Origin of the sequence: Labilithrix sp. (assembly GCA_019637155.1) — a bacterium.
GTDB lineage: Bacteria > Myxococcota_A > Polyangia > Polyangiales > Polyangiaceae > Labilithrix.
In genome coordinates this window covers 386,212-409,964 of record JAHBWE010000005.1, presented here as the reverse complement: position 1 = coordinate 409,964, position 23,753 = coordinate 386,212, and the positions used below count along the sequence as shown (strand labels likewise).

Genomic DNA, 23,753 nt, shown 5'->3' with positions numbered 1-23,753 from the left:
GACGGTTGCCACCTGCGCGCCATGCACATCGTTCGAGCGGCCTTCGCCGTCGTCCTCGTCGCCGTCGTCACGTCTGGCTGTCGGAATCGACCCGACGAGGGGACGGAGGAGGCGACGATCGACGTCGGCGGGCGCGAGCGCTCGTACCTCTATCGCCTGCCGCCGGGCCACGGCGCGGACCCGACCGCGACGTGGCCGCTCGCGATCCTGCTCCACGGCCAGCTCGGTCGGGGCGTGAACATGGAAGACCAGGCGCACGCGAGCTCGGTCGCCGATCGCGAAGGATTCGTCGTCATCTACCCCGACGGCGTGGACCGCTCGTGGAACGACTACCGCGGCGTGACGAAGGCGAGCGAGCAGAAGGTCGACGACGTCGCGTTCATCCGTGCGCTCGTGGACCGCTTCGTCGCCGAGCGCGAGGTGGACCCGAAGCGCGTGTATGTTGCAGGCATGTCGAACGGCGGGATGATGTCGTTCCGAATCGCGTGCGAGCTCGGCGATCGGGTCGCGGCGATCGGCGCCGTCGGGGCGCTCATGCCCGCGAACGGCGCCGACACGTGCGCGCCGGCGCGGCCGGTCTCCGCGATGGTGATCGCCGGGACCGAGGATCCGATCGTGCCGTACGGCGGCGGCACGGTCGCGCGCGACCTCGGTGAGGTGCTCTCCGGGGACGCGACGCGGGCGCGCTGGGTGACGCTGAACGCGTGTGAGCCCGCCGATCCGCCGCGCACGATCGACGGCCGAGACGACGGCACCCGCGTCGTCGAGACGCGCTACCCGCGGTGCCTCGAGGGATCCGAGGTGGTGTTCCACGCCGTCGAAGGCGGCGGCCATAGCTGGCCGAGCGGCGACGGCGCGTTCCCGGAGATCGTGACGGGCAAGACGAGCCTCGACGTCGACGCGACGGAGGAGCTCTTCCGCTTCTTCGCTCGGCACACGCGCTGATCTTCAGCGCGCGAGCGCGGCGAGGGACTCGGGCGTGACGGGGCGGGCGACGCCGCGCTCCGTCACGATCGCGGCGAGGAGCCTCGCCGGCGTGACGTCGAAGGACGGGTTCCGCGCGCGGACGCCGGCGGGGACGATCTGCGCCTCGCCGCCCTCCGGGACCGCGAAGTGGGTGAGCTCGCGCTCGTCGCGCTCCTCGATCGGGATCGCGTCGCCGTTGGGGCACGCGAGGTCGACCGTGCTCCACGGCGCCGCGACGTAGAACGGGATGCCGTGCGCGGCGGCGGCGCAGGCGTGCGAGTACGTGCCGATCTTGTTCGCGGCGTCGCCGTTCCGCGCGATGCGGTCCGCGCCGACGACGACGAGGTCGATCGCCTTCTTCGCCATGAAGTGCGCCGCCATCGAGTCGCCGATCACCTCGACCGGGACCTTGTCCTTCATGAGCTCCCACGCGGTGAGGCGCGCGCCCTGGAGGTACGGCCGCGTCTCGCACGCGAGGACCTTCACCTCCTTCCCCGCTTCGCGCGCGGCGCGGACGATCCCGAGCGCGGTGCCGTAGCCGCCGGTCGCGAGCGCGCCCGCGTTGCAGTGCGTGAGCACGGTCGCGCCGTCGGGGACGAGCTCCGCGCCGAGGCGCCCGAGCGTCCTGCACGCGTCGACCTCGGCCTTGTGCAGCGCGCGCGCCGTCTTCGCCACCGCCTCGACGCGCGTCGCGAAGTCGAGCGCGGCGGCGTCGCGCACGACGACCTGCATCCGGTCGAGGGCCCACGCGAGGTTCACCGCGGTGGGGCGCGCCGCGCGGAGCACCTCGTCCGCGACGCGCATCGCCTCGAGGAACGACGCGGCGTCCCCGCGCGCCTGCATCGCGGCGGCGGCGATCCCGTACGCGGCGGCGATCCCGATCGCGGGCGCGCCGCGCACGACCATGTCGCGGATCGCCTGCGCGACCTCCTCCGGCCGCGCGTAGAACTCGAAGCGCTCCTGCGACGGCAGGCGCCGCTGATCGAGGAGCACCACGCGGTAGCCGGGCATGAGCTCGACCGGCGACGACGCGGAGCCGCCGATCGGCTCCGGATGGGGATGCGCCTGACCCGTGCGGAGCGTGGGGACGCCCACGCGGCCCGATCCGAGGCTGTCGCTCATGACGCCGCTCCCATCCGCGACTTGATCTCCTCCGCCACGGTGAACAGATCGTCGGCGGCGCGCGCCTTGTCGCCGTTCACGTAGGCGGCGAGCCCCTCCGCGCCGACGATCGCGAGGCTCGTGTTGACGCCGCGCGCGGTGAGCTCGGCGCCGACCTCGGGGTTCTTGAGCAACGTCACGAGGTCCTCGAAGACCTCGTCGAGCTCCTTCATCGCGAGCGAACGTTCCGCCATCCCTCCACCTTATCTGCGATCGTCACCGAGATCGCCGGCTTCGATCCGGCGCGATCGATTCAGAGATCGCCGGCCCTCAAGCCCGCGCGCATCTTCGCGACGTTCGCCGGTGCGGCGCCGAGCTCCGCCGCCCGATCGAGCGCGCGCTCCGCGTCGGCGCGCCGCCCCAGCTTCGCGAGCGCCCACGCGCGCCCGAGCTGTGCCGCCGCGTGCCGCGGCTTCATCCGCGCGAGGGTGTCGTACGCCGCGAGCGCCTCTTGCGCGTCGCCGCGCGCGACCGCGACGGTGGCGAGCCCGAGCACGTTCTCGCTGCTCTTCGGATCGGCGGCGAGCCCGCGCTCGTACGCCGCCTTCGCCGCGTCGTACTCGCGGAGGTTCAAGCGCACGAGGCCGAGGACGTGGAACGTCTCCGCGTCGCTCGCGCCGCGGCGGATCGCCTCCTCGAGCCGCGGCGCGGCGACCTCCGCTTCGCCCCACCGCGCGGCGCGCATCCCGCCCTCGCGTGGTCCGAGCGGCGACGCCGGCGCGGTGCTCGCCGCCGTGTCGTACGCGGCGAGCGCCTCGTCGAAGCGATGCGCGAGCTCGTACGCGTGGCCCATCTCGATCCACGCGGTCGGATCGTCGGGCCTGCGCCGCGCGATCTCCTCCGCCTCGCGCTTCGCGCCTTCGAGGTCGCCGGCGAAGGCGAGCACACGGACGAGGAGGCGGCGCGCCGGGACGTCGTCGGGGTGCGCGCCGAGGTGCCCGCGGAGGAGCGCGGTCGCCTCCGGCTCGCGATGGAGGCGAACGAGCTGCTGCGCGCGCTCGATCGGCGTCGGCCGCGCGCAGGCCGCGACTCCGATCAAGAGGACGGCGAGCGCTGTCTTCCGCACGCCCCCGTGCTAGTCGTCCCGCCCATGAATATCCAGACGATCGGCGTCCTCGGCGCCGGGCAAATGGGCGGCGGCATCGCGCAGGTCGCGGCCGCGGCGGGCTACGCGGTCGTGCTCTGCGACGCGACGCAAGAGCTCGCGGACAAGGGCCGCGCGAAGATCGCGGCGATCCTCGGCAAGCAGGTCGAGAAGGGCAAGATCAAGGCGGAGGACAAGGACGCCCTCGTCGCCCGGATCAAGACCGTCGCCTCGCCCGCCGAGTTCAAGGACTGCGACCTCGTCGTCGAGGCCGCGACCGAGAACGTCGAGCTGAAGATCAAGCTGTTCAAGCAGTGCGACGAGGCGATGAAGCCGGGCGCGGTCCTCGCGAGCAACACCTCGAGCATTTCGCTCACGAAGCTCGCCGGCGCGGTGAAGCGGCCCTCGCTCGTCGTCGGGATGCACTTCATGAACCCGCCGCCGCTGATGAAGCTCGTCGAGATCGTGCGCGCGGTGCAGACGAGCGAGGAGACCTACGCCGCGGTGAAGGCCGCGGCGGAGAAGATGGGCAAGACGTGCACGACGTCGAACGACGCGCCCGGCTTCCTCGTGAACCGCATCCTCATCCCGATGCTGTGCGAGGCGTGCTTCGCGCTGCAGGAGGGCGTCGGCACCGCCGCCGACATCGACACCGGCGCGAAGCTCGGGCTGAACCACCCGATGGGGCCGCTCGAGCTCTCGGACCTGATCGGCCTCGACACGGTCCTCGCGATCGCGGACGTGCTCCACCGCGACATCGGCGACGACAAGTACCGCGCGCCGACGATGCTCCGGAACCTCGTCGCGGCGGGCTGGCTCGGCAAGAAGACCGGCCGCGGCTTCTACGAGTACGATCAGGCGGGAGCAAAGAAATGAGCAATACCGTTCTTACCGAGCGAGACGGGGCAATCGTCACGGTCACGCTGAACCGCCCCGACAAGCTGAACGCGCTGAACGAGGAGCTCCTCGTCGCGCTCGGCCAGACCTTCGCCGACCTCACGAAGGACGCGACGGTGAGCTGCGCGATCCTCACCGGCGCGGGCGAGAAGGCCTTCGCCGCCGGCGCCGACATCGGCGCGATGCTCGACATGACGACGGAGCGCGCGCGCTTCTTCTCCGAGGTGGGCCATCGCATCTGCTCCAGCATCGAGCGCGCCCCCTTCCCCGTCATCGGCGCGGTCAACGGCTTCGCGCTCGGCGGCGGCTGCGAGATCGCGCTCGCGTGCGATTTCCTCTACGCGAGCGACAAGGCGAAGCTCGGCCAGCCCGAGGTGAACCTCGGCATCATCCCGGGCTTCGGCGGCACGCAGCGCCTCGCGCGCCGCGTCGGCATCGGCCGCGCGCGCGAGCTCTGCTACACCGGCGACACGATCGGCGCCGAAGAGGCGCTCCGCATCGGCCTCGTGAACGGCGTCGTCGCGGGCCCCGAGCTCCTGGCGAAGGTGAAGGACGTCGCCGGCAAGATCGCGAAGAAGGGCCGCGTCGCGATCGCGCAGTGCAAGCGCGTCCTCTACTCCGGCGCCGACGTCCCGCTCGACACCGCGAACGCGCTCGAGACGCAGGCGTTCGCGATGCTCTTCGGGACGAACGATCGCCGCGAAGGCATGAGCGCGTTCCTCGAGAAGCGCGCCGCGACCTTCACCGGCACGTGAAGCGCGGTTGGCTCGCCGCCGTCGTCGCCGCGGCGGCGGCGTGCTCGCTCGACGTTCCGCCCGGCGAGCCCGCGGGCCCCGCGCGTCCCGGTCGCGTCGATGCGCCGCCCGGCGACGCGCCGATCGTCCTCGCCGACGCCGGGCGCGAGGCAGCGGCGGCGCCCGCGCTCGCGCCGATCGCGCCGCCGTTCGACGTCGCGTCCACCGCCGCCGCGATCGACGCGTGGCCGCGCCTCTTCGCCGGCGTCCGCACGCACGCGGTGACGAGCTTCGATCGCAGCGGCGGCAACGACGACGGCTTCGGCGGGACGTACAGCGAGCTCTACACCGACGCCGTCACCGGCGAGCACGTCCTCCTCGACGAGGTCGGCCCCGGCGTCCTGCGCACGCTCTGGTTCACCTCCGCGGGGAGCGGGGACACGCCGCTCGCGCTCGGGCGCGTGCGCTTCTACTTCGACGACGAGACGACGGCGCGGATCGACGTCGACGCCGACGCGCTCTTCGCCGGCGGCGCTCCGCCGTTCGCGGCGGCGCTCGTCGACGACAACCAGGAGACGAGCGGCGGCTTCGCGTCGTGGGCGCCGCTCGCGTTCCGGGGCCGCCTCCGCGTGACGACGGAGAAGGCGGCCGGCTTCTACGCCGCGCACGTCGACACGTTCCCCGCCGACTGGGACGTCGCGAGCTGGACGACCGGACAGGACGACGCGCTCGTCGCGCGGTTCGCGAGCGCGCCCGCGGTCACGCCGGCGCCGATCGATCGCGACGCCACCCTCGCGGGCGAAGGGATCATCGAGCTCCTCCGCTTCGTCCCGACCGCCGACCTCACCGACGACGCGCTCGCCGCCGCGCGGATCCGGATCTGGTTCGACGGCGCGACGGCGCCGCAGGTCGACGTCCCGCTCGGCCTGTTCTTCGGCTCCGGCCGCGGCTACGCGCGCATCGACTCGGTCGCGTGGACGATGCAGCCGCGCCTCCTCGAGTCGCGCCTCCCGCTCCCGTTCTGGAGCGGCGCGCGCATCGCGATCGACGGGATCGACGGCCAGGCGTCGGTGCATCGCGTGCCGCCGCGCTGGCCCCGCGCCGAGACCGGCACGCTCGAGGTGCACGCGCGCCCGCTCTCGACGACGGGGCCCGGCGACGTCGTCTACGCGGACGTGACCGGGAGCGGGAAGCTCGTCGCGACCGTGCTCGCGATCGATCCCGAGGCGCCCGCGACGAAGCGATGGTGGGAGGGCGATCTGCGCGTCATGGTCGACGGCGCGCGCACGCCCGCGATCCACGGCACCGGCCACGAGGACGATCACCTCGGCGGCTGGAGCAACGAGCTCCTCTCGCGGCCGTTCACGCGGCCGATGCAGGGCTGCCCGCGCACGGACCTCCTCGACACCGGCGCCGAGTTCCAGAAGAACGGGGCGACGACGATGTACCGGCTCTGGCCCGGCATCGGCTTCACGAGCGCGCTGCGGCAGACGACCGAGCACGGCCCGGGCAACAGCGTCACGACGCGCTACGCCGCGGCGGCGTTCGTCTACCGGCGGGCGCAGGCGCGGCGCGAGCGCACCGACGCGTTCGACGTCGGCGACCGCCCGCAGATGCAGGCGCACGCCTACCGCGCCCCGAGCGCGAGCGCGCGCACGCTGACGAGCGCGTTCGAGGGCGAGAACGACGTGGCTGGCCCGGCGACGCTGACGGCGACGGTGCACGACGTGACGGGCCCGCTCGAATTCACGCTCGCGATCGATCCGGCGAACGAGGGCGTGTTCCTGCGCCGCCTCGCCGATCGCAGCGAGGCGCCGGCGCGCGCGACGCTGGAGGTCGACGGCGTCGCCGTCACGACGGTCGCGACGTGGGGACCGATCGCGGCGGCGCGAGCGTGGCACGAGCGCGACGTCTTCGTCCCCGCGCAGCTCACGCGCGGCAAGTCGCGCCTCTCCGTGCGTTGGATCCCGGCGGCGGGGAGCAAGTCGAGCGCGGCGCGCTTCGAGGCGTGGTCGATCGTTCAGAAGGACTTGTAGACCGCGACCCACGTGCCGAGCACGGCGACGAGGATCGCGAGCGCGGCGGCGGCGACGAAGGAGCGGAACGCGACGGTGCGGAGCGTCCACGCGAGGTCGCCCTTCGCGCCCGCGGCGGCGAAGTACGTCGCGCAGCCGCTCCACGCGAACATCACCGCCGCGAACGCGAGGTGCTCCTTCCGCTCGAAGAGGAGCCCGACCGCGGGCGAGCCCTGGAAGATGTCGCGCTTCAGCTGCTCGCGGTACGCGACGTAGAGCCAGAGCCCGAGCGCGGACCCGGCGGTGATCAACGCCGTCGACGACGCGACCGCGAGATGCGCCCGCCGCTTCCGGTTCCGCAAGAGCACGGCGGGATGAACGAGCAACGCGGCGCCGAGCCACCCGAGATGCCCGTGCACGTGCTCGAACGCTCTGATCACGCTGGTCCCTCTTCGGCTGAGTCGTGAGGCTGTGTAGCATGCGGGCGTGAAGTGCGCGGTTCATGCCGATCGGCCGGCGACGCATTCGATCGGCGACAGCCCGGCGTGCGAGGGCTGCGCGGAGGCGGCGGAGGCGCGGGCGAAGGCGGTCGCGCCGGCGCTGCCGCTCCTCGTGTCGATCGCGTACCTCGCCGTCCTCGCGATCGGGTACGTCATGCTGCGAGGTCGCCCGATCGTGGGCGGCATCGCCGCCGTCGCGGCGCTCTTCGTCGGACGCGGGCTGCAGCTCTTCTTCCTTCGCCCCGTCGCGCCCCTCCGGACGTCCGAGAAATGACCGATCTCCTCGCCAACGTACGCGCCCAAGAGACCGCGCTCCGCACGATCGACTTCGCGCTCGAGTCGGATCGGGTCCATCACGCCTATCTCTTCGCGGGCCCGAACGGCGTCGGGAAGGAGCTCGCCGCGTTCGGCCTCGCGCAGGCCCTCGTCTGCGAGCGGCGCGGCGGCGACGAGGGAGGCGGCCTCTTCGCCGCCGCCGCCCCCGAGCCGAAGCGCGTGCGCGCGTGCGGCGCGTGCTCGGCGTGCCAGCGCGCGGTGCCGCGCGAGGACACGCGGCCGCTCCACCCCGACGTCGTCGTGATCGAGCGCGGGCTGTACGCGCCCTCGTCGATCGGACGGCGCACGCCGGAGACGCAGGACATCTCGGTCGATCAGATCCGCACGCTCGTCCTCGCGCGCGCCGCCTTCGCGCCGCACGAGGGGCGGGCGAAGGTGTTCATCGTCCGTCGCGCGGAGGAGCTCAGCGACTCCGCCGCCAACGCGCTCCTGAAGACGCTCGAAGAGCCGGGACAGAAGACGCACTTCATCTTGCTCACGTCCCAGCCGGAGGCGCTCTTGCCGACCATCCTCTCGCGCACTCAGCGCGTCCGCTTCGCGCCGCTGCCCGACGACGTGGTGCAGGCGCTCCTCGTCGAGGGCGGGGTGGAGGCGGCGCGGGCGGCGGAGGTCGCGCGGCTCGCGGGCGGCAGCGTCGAGGCGGGCGTCCTCCTCGCCGATCCGGACGAGAGCGAAGCGCGCGATCGCTTCGTCGCCGACGCGCTCGCGGCGACGACGAGCCCCGGCATCGAGCCCGTCCTCGCCCTCGCGGAGGCGGCGAAGAAGGACAAGGACCGTCTCCCCGCGCACATCGCGGCGCTCGCCTCGAAGCTCGCCGCCAACGCGGCGGAGTCCGCGCGCGCCGGCCGAACCGACGCCGAAGCGATCGCGACCCGCGGCCGCCACGCGCTCACCGCCCTCGAGCACCTCTCCGGCAACGGCGCCGCCCAGCTCGTCGTCGAAGCCATGCTGACACGCATGCGCGCGACGTAGCCGCCACACGCTCGCGGCCCGCCACGCTCACACGCATGCGCGCGACGGAAGGTCTGCACCACCTCCGCGGACGCGGGCTGCGACGCTCGCACGCCGTGCCGCTCAGGGGAGCGAGCCGGCGGCTTCGCGGTCAGAGCGTCGACTCGCCGGAGGCGATGACCTCGTAGGTTCCTTCTTCGAGCTCGAGGCCGCGATAGGCGCGGACGTCGCCGCTGTTCGACTTGAGGACGAGGAGGCGCTCGGCGCCGGCGGACGCGTACTCCGCGACGAGGACGCCGTCTCCGACGTCGGGCGCGCCGACGCCGATGCGCCGCGGCCGGAGCGGAAGACGCCGCGCGCGATCGAAGCGGACGCCGGCGTGCTCGACCGAGCTCGGCGGCTCGCCCCCGACGAGGACGGCCGCGGGATCGAGCGGCTCGAGCCAGAAGAGGCTCGAACGCGGATGCGGCCGGACGTAGATCGCGCAGTCCTGCCCGGCGTCCGGCGCGACGAAGAGGACGGCGACCGGGATCTCCTCGGACAGGACCACGCCGCCGGCGAGCCAGGCCTCCTCGCCGGTGACGCGGGTGAGGACGTCACCGAGCTGGCAGAGGAACCCCTCGAGCCGCTGCTGCACGCCGCTCGCGGGCTTGGCCTTCGCCTTCGGCTTCTTCACCTCCGGCTCGAGGCGCGGCGCGCTCTCGTCCTTCGCGGTCGGGACCTCGGCCTCGACCTCCGCCGCGGCCTTCGCCTCGTCCGCGTCGATCGCGGGCTCCTTCTTCTCCTCTTTTTTGCTCTCGTTCTCCGCGTCGCTCGCACGTTGCGCCGCTTCGGCGCGGCGTTTCACGATGAAGCGTCCGATGAGCGCGCTGCCCGCGCCGATGAGGATGCTGCTCAGGATGATGCTCACGCCACCTCGGATCGGATCCGCGGGACGCCGAACGCAGCCTGGAACGCGCGCGCGCGCTCGGTGACCTCGCGGAGCGAGGCGCCTTCGGGATGGAGGTCGGCGATGACGGCGAACGCGTCGGCGTGGGGCGCGACCTCCGCCGCGTTCGCGAGCGTGATGCCGCCGATCGCGACGAGCGGCACGCCCGCGGCGCGCGTCTTCGCCGCCGCCGCGCGCAGACCGTCGATGCCGACGACCGGATCCGGGTTCACCTTCGTCATCGTCGCGAACACCGGACCGAACGCGACGTACCCGGGTTTGTCCGCGAGCGCGCGCTCGAGCTGCGCGAGGTCGTGGGTGGAGATGCCGACGGAGAGCTGCGGCGCGATGCGGTGAACGAGGTCGTACGGCAGGTCTTCCTGTCCGATGTGAACGACGTCACAACCGGCGAGCGTCGCGAGGTCGGCGCGATCGTTCGCGACGAGCGGCACGCCCGCCTGGCGGCAGAGCGGGCCGAGCGCGCGGAGGAGCGAGAGGATCGCGCGCGCGGGCACGTCCTTCGCGCGCAGCTGCAACGCGGCGGGCCGCGCCTCGAGGATCGCGCGTGCGTACGCGATCGGATCGGTCCCGCGACGCGCGAGGAGCCCGGTGTCGACGATCGCGTAGAGACCCTTCATCGTGGTCTCCGGCTACCGACGCACCGGTCCGACGTCAATCGTGACGTGGTCGGCGATGCGACCGCGCTCGTCGAACGGAAGCTCTCTCTCTCCTTGCTCACCATCGCGCTCCGTGTTCGTGAGCGTCACGACGTCGCCGCGACAAAGCGCGTCGAGCTCGGAGCCGTGACGTTCGAGGCGACGAATGCGCGGACGGCGCCCGTCTTCGCAGCACGCGAAGAGCTCGACCTTGCCTTTGGAGCGGAGGAGATCGGAGGTCACGCGGAATCGGATCGTCCCCGCCGCGGGCGCCGGTCGCGCGATCGGATCGCGCTGGAGCACGAGATAGCTGAACGTGAGCCCCTGCCAGCGCAGGCCCGCCGCCTTCGCGAGCGGCGTGACCCAGGGCGGGAGATCGAGCGCGGCGAGGTCCTCGTGACACCAGTCGTCCTCGATCGCGAGCGCCGGGCACGCGGAGGCGTGGAGACACGGCGCGGCGATCGACACGCCGCGCGCCGCGAGCGCGTCACGAACGGCGTGGAGGTGACGGGTCCGATCGCGGAGCGCCGGCTCGACGACGACGACGAACCTCGCCTGCTCTTGCAGCCGCTCGATGAGCGCCGCGTGCTCGACGACACGCGCGGCCGCCTCGAGCCGCAGGTCCATCTCGCTGAGGACCTGACCGAGGAACACGACGTCCGCGCGCTCGGGCACGAAGTCGTGAACGGTCCCGGTGCGCGTCGTCACCGCGAGGTCGATCGCGGAGCGCGGCGCCTCCCGCGCGATCGCCGCCGCGGCGCGGAGGACGTCGGGGTCCTCGTCGACGAGGACCGCGTCGACGCGCCCGCGCTTGCCCGCGGCCTCGAGCGCGCGCGCGAGCCCCCACGTCATCGCGCCGAGCCCGGCGCCGAGGTCGACGACGCGGAGCGGCGGCTCGAGGTCGGCGACGATCTCGCGGACGGCGGCGGTGCCTTTCGGGACGTCGCGCGGAAACGAGAACGCGACGCGCGCCTCGAGCGGCAGCTTGCTCTTCCGCCCCTCCGCCGTGCCCTCGTTGTACGCACGCGACAGCTCGACGACCCGCGGCGCGAGGCGCCCGACATCCGCGCTCGCATACCCGAGCGGCCGAAGCACACGATCGAGCGCGCCCTGCCACTCCGACTCGAGCGCACGCACGAGATCGGCCCCGCCGCTTCGATCCCGCGCGTCGCTCATCCCGCGTCCACTATAGCCCGCCCCCGACGCGCCCCGTCGCCTCCGCTGCCCGTTCGCCACACGCGCGCCGGCGCGCGGCCTCCCGCTCCCCCGTTTGCACGCGCGCTGGCGGTCCCGGTTCGCCGCACGCGCGCCGGCGCGGCGCTATGATCGGGCCCGACGATGCGGCGCACCCTCGCGATCGGAGACGTTCATGGCTGCCTCGAGGAGCTCCGCGAGCTGCTCCGCGCGGTGGATTATCGTGCGGGCGAGGATCGCCTGGTGTTCGTGGGGGACCTCGTCGATCGCGGTCCGGACCCGGTCGGCGTGGTGCGCGAGGTCCGGGCGCTCGAGGCGCGTGGCGACGTCCTCGCGATCATGGGCAATCACGAGGAGAAGCTCGTACGCTGGTTCAAGCGCGTCGACGAGGAGCGAACTCTCGGCAAGAAGAACGCGATGACGCCCCCCGCGCCCGATCGTCTCGCGCAGTGGGAGGCCTTCGACGAAGAGGACCGCGCGTGGCTCGCGTCGCGCCCGATCACGGCGGAGGCCGCGCCGGGCTGGACGGTGGTGCACGGCGGCTTCGAGTCAGTGGCGGGCGCGGAGCAGAAGCCCCAAAAGATGCTTCGATGCCGCTGGGTCGATCCGGAGACGGGCAAGATGATCGCGCTCGCGGAGGGCGCCCTCGCCGCCCCACGCGGCGTGGTGTGGACGGAGCGCTGGCGCGGCCCGAGCCACGTCGTCTACGGCCACGCGGTTCATTCGCTCGAGTCCCCGCGCGTGGACCGCCCTCTCCCCGACGTCGAGTGCTGGGGCATCGACACAGGCTGCTGCTTCGGCGGCCACCTCACCGCCCTCTGCCTCGAAACCCGCGCCATCACCCAGGTCCGCGCCCACACAAAGTACGCCGACCTCCACGGAGCGGACGAATGACTCCCTCGCGCCCACGCCACGCCCACCGTGACCCCACGCGCGACCACGTGGACTCTGCCGAACATCCGGTGCACATCTGCCGAGCATCCGGTGCACATCTGCCGAGCATCCCGAGCACATCTGCCGAGCATCCCGAGCACATCTGCCGAGCAACCGGTGCACATCTGCCGAACATCCGGTGCACATCTGCCGAGCATCCGGTGCACATCTGCCGAACAGACCGTGCATATCTCCCGAGCAACCGGTGCACACCTGCCGAGCGGCTGCGGCACTCGGGACGGCGTGCCGAGCACCCCGGGCAACCGGTGCATATCTGCCGAGCATCCGGTGCACATCTGCCGAGCATCCGGTGCACACCTGCCGAGCACCCCGGGCAACCGGTGCATATCTGCCGAGCATCCGGTGCACATCTGCCGAGCATCCGGTGCACACCTGCCGAACAGACCGTGCATATCTGCCGAGCAACCGGTGCCGAGCGGCTGCAGGACTCGGGACGGCGTGCCGAGCATCCCGGCACATCTGCCGAGCAACCGATGCATATCTGCCGAGCATCCGCTGCCGAGCATCCCGGGCACATCTGCCGAGCAACCGATGCATATCTGCCGAGCATCCGGTGCACATCTGCCGAGCGGCGGCGGGACTCGGGACGGCGTGCCGAGCATCCGGTGCACATCTGCCGAGCAACCGGTGCACATCTGCCGAACAGACCGTGCATACCTGCCGAGCAACCGGTGCACATCTGCCGAACAGACCGTGCATATCTGCCGAACAACCGGTGCACGTCTGCCGAGCGGCGGCGAGCGGCGGCGAGCGGCGGCGAGCGGCGGCGGGACTCGGGATGGCGTGCGGTTTCTCGTGGTTTCTTCATGTTTTCGGGTCGGATCGGTGCTCGGGCTTGACGGCGCGGGCGATGTCACTATAACAATTCATTACATGGTGAAGTGATGACGCGGACCACTTCTGGCAAGAACCAAGGCCTCCCCGGAGCGAACGGAGCGAGCAAGAACGGGGCGGCGAAGCATGCACACGAACGCGACGTGTGCGGACCGGACGAGCATGCGCGGCGGGCGCGGAACGTGGTCATCAGTGATGACCAGCTCGAGCGCGCGGCGGCCATCTTCCGCGCGGCGGGCGACATCTCGCGGCTCAAGCTGCTTCATCGCTTGAGCGACGGAGAGTGGTGCGTCACCGAGCTCGCCGAGGCGGCGAACGTCGGGCTCTCCACCGTCTCGCAGCAGCTCCGCCTGCTCCGCGCAGAGCGCATCGTCGCGCGGCGGCGGGCCGGCAAGCACATCTTCTATTCGCTCGCCGACAGCCACGTGAGCGATCTCATCCGCAGCGCGATCGAGCACGCATCCGAACCTCACACCCACGGCAAAGCCGACGACGTCCACGACGACGCCGACGGCGCCTGAACCGATTCACCGACCCAGATCGAGGAAACCATGAGCGACCACAAGACCCACGAGAACCACGACCACACGCACGGCCCGAACTGCGGTCACAAGACGATCGAGCACGACGGCCACACCGACTACCTCCACGACGGGCACCTGCATCACGTCCACGGCGATCACGTCGACGAGCACACGCTCACCGTCGGCGGCGCGAACCCGGCCGACTGCACGCCGTCTCACGACTGCGCCAAGCACGACAAGACCCACAAGCACGGCGACGGCTGCGGCCACGACGCCGTCGCCCACGGCGATCACACCGACTACGTCGTCGACGGCCACCTCCACCACGCCCACGACGGCCACTGCGACGATCACGGCCCCGTCAAGCTCGCCTGAGCCACGCAAGCGCCACGCCGCGCATCTCGGCCGCGTGCCCACCCGGGCACCGCGGCCGACGCCATTTCTCGCCCCCTCCGCGCGAGCCGCGAGCCTACGCGAGCCGCGAGCCTCCGCGCGAGCGAGAACGTGACTGCCGTATCGACGACATCGACGACCGCTGGGCGGCGCGAGAACGCTGCGGGCGCGCGCGCGGGAGGAATGAGGTTGCGGCGTTCGTGTGTTAGGACGCGCGCATGGACTTGCTCCGCTTCGTTGCGCCACTCGTCGTTGCCTCCGGCTTGCTCGCGGGGACCGGGTGCGGGACGCCGCCGCCCGTGTCGAGGATGCCGACGGCGCGCGCGGCGACGGACCGCGTGCATGCGACGCAAGACTGCGGGCTCGGCGTGCACGCGACGGCGAAGATCGATCAGTTCAACAAACGCGACGGCCGCATGCGCGGCGACCTCCTCATGTTCGCGGTGTGGCCCGATCGGCTCCGCCTCGACATCGTGAGCCCGTTCGGGGTGACCTTGTGGACGCTCGCGAGCGACGGCAAGAAGTTCTCCCTCAACGACCTGCGCGCCAGGCGGTTCTCGTTCGGGCCCGCGTCGGAGTGCAACATCGCGCGGATCGCGACGGTGCCGATGCCGGGGCACGTCCTCGTCTCGCTCCTCCGCGGCGAGGTGCCCGTCCTCAAGCACGACGAAGCCGACGAGTCGATCGAGTGGAGCGGCAAGGGCTACTACGTCGTGACGATCAAGGGGAACAACGGCTCGGTCGAGAAGGTGCACGTCGCGCCCCACCCCGACGACTTCGGGAGACCGTGGAACGAGCAGCGGCTCCGCGTCCTCGACGTCGTCGTCGAACAGCAGGGCATCACGCTTTACCACGCCGAGCTCGCCGACCATAAACCGGCCGCGATGTCCGTCCCGCAGATCGATCCCGCGATGATCGATCCGCCGATCCCCACGAGCGGGCCGCAGTGCAACGCCGAGCTGCCGCGACGCATCCACGTCGAGGTCCCGGGTCAGGACCAGGACGTCCTCTTCCGCTACGAAGACGTGAAGTGGAACCCGCCGCTGCCCGACGGCGTGTTCTCGCAGAACATCCCTGGCGGCGTCGAGGTCGTGCGGATCACGTGCGACAAGTGACGATGACGCGAGCTTGAGCTCCAAGAAGCCCACCGTCTCCGGCGCCCGCACGCTCGTCGCCGGCACCCTCGGCGCGGTCGTGCTCTTCGAGCTCGGGCTCTGGCTCGACGGCGGACCTGGCGTCGGCCTCTGCTTCGGCTCCGTCGTCCTCGGCGGGATGTCCGTCGTGAAGGGCATCGGCGACATCGTCCGCGCCCGCGCTCGGCGCGCCCTCCCCGGCCGCGCCCCGCGCGCGTTGCCGCCGCGCGACGATCCGCGCTGGAGCGACGCGCCGAGCGCGCCGCAGGTCGCGGGCAAGCGCTGCTCCACCTGCGACGACCGCATCACGGTCGCCTCCGAAGGCGCCGCCTGCGACGAGTGCGATGCGCCGCTCCACATCCGCTGCCTCGCGAAACACGCGAGCACGCACGGCCCCAGCGCCGGCCCCTTCCGCGGCGCATGAGCCCATGAGCACGAGCCCGATGAACCACGAGCCCCGCCCGCGTCGCCGGCGGGGTGAGGACGCCGACGCGCGCGCGGGATCCAGACTCAGTCGCGCTCGAGGCGGGCGAGCGTGACCTCCCACTGCTTCGCGATCGCGTCGAGGTGACGATGTGCGTCGGCGAGGCGCGCGGGATCGAGCTCCCAGACGCGCTCGCGTCCGACGCGCCGGCTCTTCACGAGCCCGGCGCCGGCGAGCACCTCGAGGTGCTTCGTGATCGCCTGCCGCGTGACGTCGGCCTTCGCGCTGAGCCGCGAGATCGAGGCGGGCCCCGTCTTCGCGAGCCGCGCGACGAGCTTCAGTCGGGTCTCGTCGCCGAGCGCGGCGAAGAGCGGCGAAGCGTCCCGCACCCGGATGGCCTCAGCGCGCACGGACATGATGCAACCTCTTGGTTGCAAGATACCCGACCCGCGGATTCACGCAACCAAAAGGTTGCGCACTCGCTCGTCGCGCAGGAACAGCGGCAGCCAGAGCATGACCGCGACGTAGATCGGGAACAGCGTGTGGCTGAGCCACGGGTCTCCCTGCTGCACGTGGACGCAGATCGCGCCGCCGAGGTAGCCGGTCCAGAGGACGGCGCCGATCGGCGCGGTGCGGGGCACGAGGTAGAGGAGGATCATGACCAGCTCGAGGGCGCCGAGGGCGACGACGGCGGAGGGTGTGAAGCCGAGCTTCGCGGACCCTTCGACCGCGGGACCATAGAGCGCGATCTTGATCGCGGCGTCGAACGCGAGGAACGCCATGGCGAGACCTCCAACGATGCGGGCGCCCCACTTCGTGGCGGGAGCAGCGGGCGGGACGAGAAGAGCGATGTTCGTGTTCATGCCCGGACGACACGCGAGCCCTCCGCGGATCGACACGCCGCCGGACGAATTTCGATTTTCGTGGCGATTCAGCGGGTAGCAGCGACGATTTCTCGCGGGCCGTCGGTGATGAGCCACTCCGCCCCGAGGGCGGCGAGCTCCGACGCGCGCGACGCGTCGTTCACGGTCCATACGCAGAGGCGGAGGCCGGCCGCACGGATGCGCGCGGCGACGGCGGCGCTCACGAGCGTATCGTGGAGATGGGCGGCCACGACGAGCCGCCGCAGCGCGAGGGGGAGCCGCGTCGTGAGGCGCGGGGTCCGCGCGCCGACGAGCATCGCGCGTGGATGCCGGGGCGCGAGCGCCGCGAAGGCGAGGACGATCGCGGGGTCGAACGAGCTCACCACCACCTCGACGTCGCGCGCCGCGCGCGCCAGCGAGCGCGCGACCGCGCGGACGAGCGCGAATCGCTGCGGCGCGTCGGGCTTCACCTCGACGTTCACGATCTTGCCGCGGCAGACGTCGAGCGCGTCGTCGAGCGTCGCCGCGTCGAGCTCGGCGCGGAGGCAGCGCCCGACGACGCGTCCGTCCGCGAGCTTCGGATCGTGGAGCAGCACCGGCACTCCGTCGCGCGAGAGCCGCACGTCGAGCTCCACGCCGTCCGCCCCCTCCGCGAACGCGCGCGCGAACGCCGCGATCGAGTTCTCCGCCGGCCAGCCCTCCCCTCGCCCGCCGCGATGGCCGAGGACCTTCACCACCTACGAGGCGAGCTCGTCCGCGATCGCGCGGGCGAGGGTCTTCGCCTTCGCGACCTCGTCCGCCTTCAGCGTCACCGCGCCGACGACGGGGTGGCCGCCGCCGCCGTGGCGCTCGCAGATCTTCGCGATGTCGTGCGTGCGCGGGACCTTGGACCACGGGTTGTAACCGATCGACAGCTTGCACTTCGTCGTCGAGCGCGTGAGGAGCACGGAGTAGGCGCTCTCGGGCCAGTACGCGTACGTCACGAACTTCGCCGCGACGTCGATCACCACGTCCGACAGGTCCACGAGGACGACCGACCCGCGCACCTCGGCCCCGGCGCGGACCTGCTCGACGAACTTCTGCTGCTGCGCCCAGAGCGGCGCGAACGCCTCCGTCACGTCCTGGCTCTTCGCCACCTCGTCGAGCGGCCGCTCGAGCAGGCGCGGGATCATCGCGGCGAGGAACGCGTCGTTGCCTTTGTTCTCTACCACCGTCATCAGCTGCAGCACCGGCTCGCTCTTCTCGACCGCCATCTCCGCGCTCGGGAACGACGCGGAGTCGATCATGTCCGCCCAGCGCACGAGCTCGGCGCAATCGGACGTGTCGAGCCCGAACCGAGCGCGCCCGACGTCGGCGATGAGCTTCGTGCAGGAGCCGTATTTGCCGTCGTGGAAGAGGTGGCGCTTCGCGTCGTGGAGACCGGCCTCGAACGCATCGCGCTCCGCCGCGCCGGGGAACGCGCTCACGTGGTGATCGAAGTACCAGTTGAGCGACGGCGCGACGGAGAAGCGATAGTCGAGGATCGCGTTGTCGTCGCCGGTGAGGATCGCGGGGTCGACCCCGTTCTGCCCCGGGCCGTAGCCCATCCCGCGGTAGGAGAACGCGAGCTCCTCGCCCGCCCGCACGTGGCGGAGGAGCCGCGTGTACATCACGGCCGAGCAGAGCCCGTCGAAGCAATGGCCGTGGGTGGCGACGACGACGTTTCGCATGGCCGCTTGAATTAGCATGCCCGCGCCGCATGCGGATCCATCACCTCGCCCTTCGCACCGACGACCTCGCCGCGCTGGAGCGCTTCTACGCCGGCGTCCTCGGCCTCGCGATCACCCGCCGCAACCCGCGCTCCCTCTGGCTCGACGCCGGCGGCACCATCCTGATGCTCGAAGAGCGCGACCCCGACGAGCCTCGCATCGACCCGACGACAAAGGAGCTCCTCTGCTTCGCGCTGCCCCCCGCCGCCCGCGACCGCTTCGCCACGAGCCCCGAGATCGAAGTCGAGGCGCGCACCGACTTCACCCTCTACTTCCGCGACCCAGACGGCCGCCGCATCGCCGTCTCATCCTACCCACAGCAGTAGTCCCTCTGCGGAGCGGTAAGACCCTCTCGCGGGGGTCCGGGGGCGTCGCAGCACGCGCGCAGCGCGTGCGAAGAACCCCCCGGCGGGAGAGCTCGAGAGGGCAGAGCCCTCTCGAACAAGAAAGACTAGCGCAGCGCGAGGAGGCGGGTCTGCTTGATGTACAGCTTCGCGGCGCCGTTCTCGGTCATCAGCTTGTACTCGAGGTCGATCGCGTAGGGCTGCGTGTCGCCCTCGGCGACGCGCTCGCCGACGAAGTGGGCGTAGAGCTTCTCCGTCGCGGCGTGGAGCTCGGCGAGCTGCGAGGCGAGCGCGGGCGCGATCCGGTCGGCGCTGCCCTCGAGGAAGACGTCGCCGATGTTCGAGCGCGAGTCGAGCTTCGTGATCGTGAGGTTGCCCCGACCGGTGACGGTGAACGACTCCGGGACCTCGCCTTCGAGCGGGTTCGTGACGGAGGCCTCTCCCTTCTGCGCGTTGACCCAGCTCGCGAACGTGCCCGCGGCGTTGGGGCCGCCGACGACGACGCCGTTCGCGGTCTCGTCGGAGAAGGCCGGGTTCACGAGGATCGCCATCGCGACGTCGGCGTGTTTGATGCCGAAGAGCTCGCGCTCCCAGAAGGCGCGCTCAAGCCAGAGCGACGACATCACGCCGAGGAGCTTCTTCTGGAGCTTCTTGTCGCTGTCGGCGACGTCGAAGCCGTCGGACTCGTAGAGGCCGGCGCCGTTGAAGACGGGGAGGTCCTCGCTGTTCGTGGAGCTGCGGAAGCGGATGCGGGCGACGCCCGGGAGCTTCGCCGCGATCGCGCGGACGGCGGCGGTCGGGGCGGCGAGCGCGGCCTCCGGCGTCTGCGTCTTGATCGCCTCGCGGATCTGGGCGAGGCGCGCGTCGATGTCCTCCGGGGCGAGCGTGTCCTTCTTCGCGACGAGGTCGGCGATGAGGCGCTCGGCCGGCGCGCCGGCGATGAGCGCTCGGTAGTGCGCGAAGCCGAGCGCGAAGCCGGGCTTCACGAGCGAGGGGCCGAGGAGCTTCTGGATGACGGCGTAGTTGGCGGCCTTCGAGCCGATGTTCGGGAGCTCCGCGACCGCCCCCTCTGCCGTCGCGAACTCGACGGGGTCGAGCGAGATCGGCGCGATGCGCGGGACCTCGAGCGCGTTCCGCTGGCGCTCGTTCCAGAACTTCGTCGCCTCGTCGAGCGACGCCTCACGGAACGCGACCGTGCCGTCCTCCTTCGCGTCCATGCGAACGAGCTTGTCGAAGAGCGGCTCCATGCTCGGGATGAGGGAGATCTGCGCGGTCGACGCGTTCGGGGTGCCGCGGTTCTTCGCGAGCAGGTTCACGTGCGAGAGCGGCGTCTGCGGCTCGAGCGTGACGATGCCGCTGACGGGCGGGACGCGATCGGGCGTGTCCTGGAACACGGCGATGTGGCGCGGCGTGAGGCGCTCCTCCGTCGCGGCGGCCTCGCCCGCCTTCACGAGCTTCAAGTAGCCGTACGCGGTGCCGGGGTTCAAGACCGCGACGAGCTTGCCGCCGGCGAGGCGGATCATGTCGGGCTCCGTGATCGGCGTGAAGCCGCGGCGCGTGAGCTCGCCGAGCTGCGTGACGTGAGGGCGGCGGAGGAAGGCGGCGGGCGGCGAGTCGTAGACGAAGAGCGCGGGATCGCCGTAGCCCTTCATCACGTGCTCGCCGAGGAGGTTCTTCATCGTCACGAGCAGGTCGGCGAGCTGCTTCTCGTTGTCGCGGTAGTTGTAGCGACGGATGTTCATGACCCACTTGAAGCTCTTGCCGTCGATCGTGATCGGCGCGCTCCGGAAGTCGAAGAGGAAGAACGGCATGTAGCGCCGCTGCGGCCCCGGGTACTGGATCTCGGTGAAGAAGTTCCCCTCCGTGTACTGCGCGCCGCGGCCGAGGCCGTGCTGCGTGTAGCCGAGGTGGCCCTCGAAGCGCTTCGTGTCGATGAGGTGGACCTCGGCGTTGGGCTTGCCGACGTGCTCGACGATCCCTTCCCACATGAGGATCTTGTCGTGGCTGACGATGCGGAGGTCGAGCGCCTCTTGCGGGGTGAGATCCCGGATGCGGCCCCCGACGTTCCCCTTCACCGTCGGCGCGAACGTGAGGTCGGCCTCGGACGATCCGGTCTCCTCCCCCTCCGGCGCGCACCCCACCACGACGCCGGCGACGGCGAGGACCAGCACCACGAACCGCAAGAATCGAAGCCCCATACCTGGGCTCGAGCAAGCTGTAGGCCATTTGCCTACACTCGAAATTCTTCGGAAATTCGACCTCCAGGCCGCGGTCTGGACCTACCTTTCCCCACCCGGCGCGGCCGGATGATCGGCGTGCGGGATGTGCACGCCCTTGCTCTTTGCGCACGCGATCGCCTCTTCGTAGCCCGCGTCTGCGTGGCGAACGACGCCCATGCCGGGATCGGAGGTGAGGACACGCTCGAGGCGCTTCGCGGCTTCCGGCGTACCGTCGGCGACGACGACCATGCCCGCGTGGAGGCTCATGCCCATGCCGACGCCGCCGCCGTGGTGGAAGCTCACCCAGCTCGCGCCGGCCGCCGTGTTCACGAGCGCGTTGAGGAGCGCGAAGTCGGCGATCGCGTCGGAGCCGTCCTTCATCGCCTCCGTCTCGCGGTTCGGCGACGCGACCGAGCCGCAGTCGAGGTGATCGCGGCCGATGACGATCGGCGCCTTCACCTTGCCCGTGCGAACGAGCTCGTTGAACGCGAGGCCGACCTTCATCCGATCGCCGTAGCCGAGCCAGCAGATGCGCGCCGGCAGCCCCTGGAACTTCACCCGCTCCTTCGCGAGCTCGATCCAGCGGCGGAGATCGGGATCGTCCGGGACCGCGTCGAGCACCGCCTGGTCCGTGACCGCGATGTCCTCCGGATCGCCCGAGAGCGCCACCCAGCGGAACGGGCCCTTGCCCACGCAGAAGAGCGGGCGGATGTACGCCGGCACGAAGCCGGGGACGTCGAACGCCTTCGCGCAGCCCGCCTCGACCGCGCACGCGCGGATGTTGTTGCCGTAGTCGAAGACCTCGGCGCCCTTCTTCTTCATCGCGAGCATCGCGTCGACCTCTTCGGCCATGCTCGCCTTCGCCCGCTCGACGTAGCCCTCCGGGTCTTCCTTGCGGAGCTCCGCCGCCTCCTCGAGCGTGAAGCCGAGCGGGACGTAGCCGACGAGCGGATCGTGCGCCGCCGTCTGCTCGGTGACCAGATCCGGGATCACGCCTCGCTTCACGAGCTCGGGGTAGACCTCGGCCGCGTTCGCGCAGAGCGCGATGCTGACGGGCTTGTCCTCCTTCTTCGCCTTCTCGATCCGCGCGAGCGCGGCGTCGAGATCGTCGATCCGCTCGTCGACGTAGCGCGTGTCGAGCCGCTTCTGGATCCGCGCGGGATCGACCTCCACGCCGAGGCACGACATCCCCGCCATCGTCGCGGCGAGCGGCTGCGCGCCGCCCATGCCGCCGAGGCCCGCGGTGAGGACCCAGAGGTGCCCGTCCCGGTGCGTGCGCGCGACGTACGCCTTCCGCGCGGCGACGAACGTCTCGAACGTGCCCTGCAAGATGCCCTGCGTGCCGATGTAGATCCACGAGCCGGCCGTCATCTGGCCGAACATGATGAGGCCCTTCTTCTCGAGCTCGCGGAAGTGCTCCCACGTCGCCCACTTGCCGACGAGGTTCGAGTTCGCGATGAGCACGCGCGGGGCGTCGCGATGCGTTTTGAAACGCCCGACCGCCTTCCCCGACTGCACGAGCAGCGTCTCGTCGTCGGCGAGATCGGTGAGCTCGCGGACGATCACGTCGAAGGCTTCCCACGATCGTGCGGCTTTTCCGGTGCCGCCGTAAACGACGAGGTCCTCCGGGCGCTCCGCGACCTCGGGATCGAGGTTGTTGTGGAGCATCCGCAGCGCGGCCTCCTGGACCCAGCCCTTGCAGGTGAGCGTGCTCCCACGCGGCGCGACGACCGTTCGAGATCCCATGGGCGCGCTCTTACCACAACGTGTGTCCAAACAGAGACAGGCCCGTCACTAGGCATCAGCTACAATCGAACCGATGCTCCCTTCGCGCTTCTTGGCTTTTGCCCTCGCCGCGAGCGGGGCCGGCATGCTGCTTCACTGCAGCGATCAGGAGAACCCGCAGGGAGTGAAGGTCCCTGACGGCGACATCTTCGACGCCGGCGGCGACGGCTTCATCGCGCCGCCGAAGCCGGCGCAGCCGCACACGAACTACAACCCGCAGCCGAAGGTCACCGAGTGCAAGAGCACGATCGCGCCGGTGGCGAGCGGCGTCTGCGCGGTGACGAAGGCCGGCACCGCCGGCGCGATGAAGGTCATCCGCGGCAGCGTGCTCGGGCCGGAGGAGGTGCTGCACGGCGGTGAGGTCATGTTCGACGCGCGGGGCCGCATCGCGTGCGTCTCCTGCGACTGCTCGGACGATCCCGCGTACGCCGACGCGACGATCATCTCGTGCCCGGACGGCGTCATCTCGCCCGGCCTCATCAACGCGCACGAGCACATCACCTTCCAGAACAACAAGCCGATCGTCCACGCGGAGAAGTACGAGAACCGCAGCGACTGGCAGGGCGCGCGCGGCCACAAGCGCCTCGAGTACAACAGCTCGGTCCGCACCGCGGCCATCCTCGCGCACGGCGAGCTCCGCTTCATCATGAGCGGCGGCACCTCGATCATCGGCGGCGGCGGCGGCGCGTCGGGCCTCATGCGCAACCTCGACACCGACGCCGATCAGCTCGAGGGCCTCCCCGTCGACTTCGCCTTCTCCGACACGTTCCCGCTCGGCACGCCCGGCAAGAACATCATCGCCTCGTGCGACTACAGCAACATCCGCACGACCTACGTCGCGGAGCAGCGCGGCGCCTACGTCCCGCACATCTCGGAGGGCATCGACCCCGAGGCGCACAACGAGTTCGTCTGCCTGCGCGACGAGGACAGCAAGAACAACCTCGTCCTGCCGACGAGCGGCATCATCCACGCGGTCGCGGTCCGCACCGACGACGCGCGCGCGATCCGCAAGGCGGGCGCGAAGGTCATCTGGTCGCCGCGCTCGAACGTGGACCTCTACGGCAACACGACGCCCGCGGTCATGCTCGACATGCTCGGCGTGACGATCGC

Annotated in this window: 25 protein-coding genes; 12 read left to right on the top strand and 13 right to left on the bottom strand. The window is 71.3% G+C overall.

Annotation, left to right across the window (positions count from 1 at the left end; all coding sequences use genetic code 11):
- The first annotated feature begins 21 nt into the window (after positions 1-21).
- Positions 22-945 (top strand): dienelactone hydrolase family protein, encoded by a 924-nt coding sequence (locus tag KF837_12750; protein MBX3228183.1) that lies wholly within the window; start codon positions 22-24, stop codon positions 943-945.
- A gap of 3 nt (positions 946-948) precedes the next feature.
- Here the strand turns inward: KF837_12750 and mtnA are convergent, their stop codons facing one another.
- The 3 genes from mtnA to KF837_12735 form a co-directional block, all read right to left on the bottom strand.
- A complete protein-coding gene (mtnA, locus tag KF837_12745) occupies positions 949-1,977 on the bottom strand; it encodes an S-methyl-5-thioribose-1-phosphate isomerase (protein MBX3228182.1) in 1,029 nt (342 codons plus the stop codon).
- Positions 1,978-2,084: 107 nt separating this feature from the next.
- Positions 2,085-2,321, bottom strand: a complete 237-nt coding sequence (locus KF837_12740; GenBank protein ID MBX3228181.1) for a hypothetical protein — start codon at positions 2,319-2,321, stop codon at positions 2,085-2,087.
- 59 nt (positions 2,322-2,380) lie between these two features.
- Positions 2,381-3,193 (bottom strand): tetratricopeptide repeat protein, encoded by an 813-nt coding sequence (locus KF837_12735; protein ID MBX3228180.1) that lies wholly within the window; start codon positions 3,191-3,193, stop codon positions 2,381-2,383.
- A 24-nt stretch (positions 3,194-3,217) separates the two neighbouring features.
- On the opposite strand from KF837_12735, the gene KF837_12730 reads away from it, so the two are divergent.
- The 3 genes from KF837_12730 to KF837_12720 are packed head-to-tail and all read left to right on the top strand — an operon-like array spanning position 3,218 to position 6,878.
- Positions 3,218-4,087, top strand: a complete 870-nt coding sequence (locus KF837_12730) for a 3-hydroxybutyryl-CoA dehydrogenase (GenBank protein MBX3228179.1) — start codon at positions 3,218-3,220, stop codon at positions 4,085-4,087.
- Complete coding sequence (locus KF837_12725) at positions 4,084-4,863, top strand: enoyl-CoA hydratase/isomerase family protein (GenBank protein ID MBX3228178.1); 780 nt, start codon at positions 4,084-4,086, stop codon at positions 4,861-4,863. Before KF837_12730 ends, KF837_12725 begins: the two co-directional genes overlap by 4 nt.
- A complete protein-coding gene (locus tag KF837_12720) occupies positions 4,860-6,878 on the top strand; it encodes a DUF2961 domain-containing protein (protein ID MBX3228177.1) in 2,019 nt (672 codons plus the stop codon). The genes KF837_12725 and KF837_12720 overlap by 4 nt, the downstream gene beginning before the upstream one ends.
- On the opposite strand, the gene KF837_12715 is transcribed toward KF837_12720, so the two are convergent.
- On the bottom strand, positions 6,863-7,297 hold the full coding sequence (locus KF837_12715; GenBank protein MBX3228176.1) for a hypothetical protein: 435 nt from the start codon (positions 7,295-7,297) through the stop codon (positions 6,863-6,865). The two genes, KF837_12720 and KF837_12715, sit on opposite strands and share 16 nt — an antisense overlap.
- Positions 7,298-7,343: 46 nt before the next feature.
- On the opposite strand from KF837_12715, the gene KF837_12710 reads away from it, so the two are divergent.
- Both KF837_12710 and KF837_12705 read left to right on the top strand, forming a co-directional pair.
- The gene (locus KF837_12710; protein MBX3228175.1) at positions 7,344-7,631 is read left to right on the top strand and encodes a hypothetical protein; all 288 of its coding nucleotides are present in this window, start codon (positions 7,344-7,346) and stop codon (positions 7,629-7,631) included.
- Positions 7,628-8,665, top strand: a complete 1,038-nt coding sequence (locus KF837_12705; GenBank protein MBX3228174.1) for a DNA polymerase III subunit — start codon at positions 7,628-7,630, stop codon at positions 8,663-8,665. Before KF837_12710 ends, KF837_12705 begins: the two co-directional genes overlap by 4 nt.
- Before the next feature lie 130 nt (positions 8,666-8,795).
- On the opposite strand, the gene KF837_12700 is transcribed toward KF837_12705, so the two are convergent.
- From KF837_12700 to KF837_12690, 3 genes are read right to left on the bottom strand one after another with little or no spacing between them, the layout of a single operon-like run.
- Positions 8,796-9,554, bottom strand: a complete 759-nt coding sequence (locus KF837_12700; protein MBX3228173.1) for a hypothetical protein — start codon at positions 9,552-9,554, stop codon at positions 8,796-8,798.
- On the bottom strand, positions 9,551-10,210 hold the full coding sequence (locus KF837_12695) for a thiamine phosphate synthase (GenBank protein MBX3228172.1): 660 nt from the start codon (positions 10,208-10,210) through the stop codon (positions 9,551-9,553). The genes KF837_12700 and KF837_12695 overlap by 4 nt, the downstream gene beginning before the upstream one ends.
- Positions 10,211-10,222: 12 nt before the next feature.
- A complete protein-coding gene (locus KF837_12690; protein MBX3228171.1) occupies positions 10,223-11,404 on the bottom strand; it encodes a hypothetical protein in 1,182 nt (393 codons plus the stop codon).
- Between the two features lie 162 nt (positions 11,405-11,566).
- Between KF837_12690 and KF837_12685 the strand changes: the two genes are divergently transcribed.
- From KF837_12685 to KF837_12665, 5 genes are all read left to right on the top strand, one after another.
- A complete protein-coding gene (locus KF837_12685; GenBank protein ID MBX3228170.1) occupies positions 11,567-12,316 on the top strand; it encodes a metallophosphoesterase in 750 nt (249 codons plus the stop codon).
- 944 nt (positions 12,317-13,260) lie between these two features.
- The gene (locus KF837_12680; protein MBX3228169.1) at positions 13,261-13,731 is read left to right on the top strand and encodes a helix-turn-helix transcriptional regulator; all 471 of its coding nucleotides are present in this window, start codon (positions 13,261-13,263) and stop codon (positions 13,729-13,731) included.
- 30 nt (positions 13,732-13,761) lie between these two features.
- On the top strand, positions 13,762-14,109 hold the full coding sequence (locus KF837_12675; protein MBX3228168.1) for a hypothetical protein: 348 nt from the start codon (positions 13,762-13,764) through the stop codon (positions 14,107-14,109).
- A 236-nt stretch (positions 14,110-14,345) separates the two neighbouring features.
- Entirely contained in the window at positions 14,346-15,242 is an 897-nt protein-coding gene (locus KF837_12670; GenBank protein ID MBX3228167.1) for a hypothetical protein, read from the top strand.
- A 13-nt stretch (positions 15,243-15,255) separates the two neighbouring features.
- Positions 15,256-15,684, top strand: coding sequence for a hypothetical protein (locus tag KF837_12665; protein ID MBX3228166.1), 429 nt, complete (start codon positions 15,256-15,258; stop codon positions 15,682-15,684).
- Between the two features lie 86 nt (positions 15,685-15,770).
- On the opposite strand, the gene KF837_12660 is transcribed toward KF837_12665, so the two are convergent.
- The 4 genes from KF837_12660 to KF837_12645 form a co-directional block, all read right to left on the bottom strand.
- Entirely contained in the window at positions 15,771-16,100 is a 330-nt protein-coding gene (locus tag KF837_12660) for a winged helix-turn-helix transcriptional regulator (protein ID MBX3228165.1), read from the bottom strand.
- Between the two features lie 39 nt (positions 16,101-16,139).
- On the bottom strand, positions 16,140-16,547 hold the full coding sequence (locus KF837_12655; GenBank protein MBX3228164.1) for a DoxX family protein: 408 nt from the start codon (positions 16,545-16,547) through the stop codon (positions 16,140-16,142).
- Between the two features lie 68 nt (positions 16,548-16,615).
- The gene (locus KF837_12650) at positions 16,616-17,284 is read right to left on the bottom strand and encodes a glycerophosphodiester phosphodiesterase (protein MBX3228163.1); all 669 of its coding nucleotides are present in this window, start codon (positions 17,282-17,284) and stop codon (positions 16,616-16,618) included.
- Complete coding sequence (locus tag KF837_12645) at positions 17,285-18,256, bottom strand: hypothetical protein (protein MBX3228162.1); 972 nt, start codon at positions 18,254-18,256, stop codon at positions 17,285-17,287.
- A gap of 29 nt (positions 18,257-18,285) precedes the next feature.
- On the opposite strand from KF837_12645, the gene KF837_12640 reads away from it, so the two are divergent.
- Positions 18,286-18,621 carry a VOC family protein gene (locus KF837_12640; protein ID MBX3228161.1) on the top strand — a complete coding sequence of 112 codons (336 nt, stop codon included), beginning with the start codon at positions 18,286-18,288 and terminating at the stop codon, positions 18,619-18,621.
- Between the two features lie 125 nt (positions 18,622-18,746).
- Here KF837_12640 and KF837_12635 read toward each other — a convergent pair whose 3' ends face one another.
- Both KF837_12635 and hutU read right to left on the bottom strand, forming a co-directional pair.
- Positions 18,747-20,813 (bottom strand): hypothetical protein, encoded by a 2,067-nt coding sequence (locus KF837_12635; GenBank protein ID MBX3228160.1) that lies wholly within the window; start codon positions 20,811-20,813, stop codon positions 18,747-18,749.
- A gap of 105 nt (positions 20,814-20,918) precedes the next feature.
- Positions 20,919-22,604: a urocanate hydratase gene (hutU, locus tag KF837_12630; protein ID MBX3228159.1), complete on the bottom strand. Its 1,686-nt coding sequence runs from the start codon at positions 22,602-22,604 to the stop codon at positions 20,919-20,921.
- Positions 22,605-23,753: the final 1,149 nt, after the last annotated feature.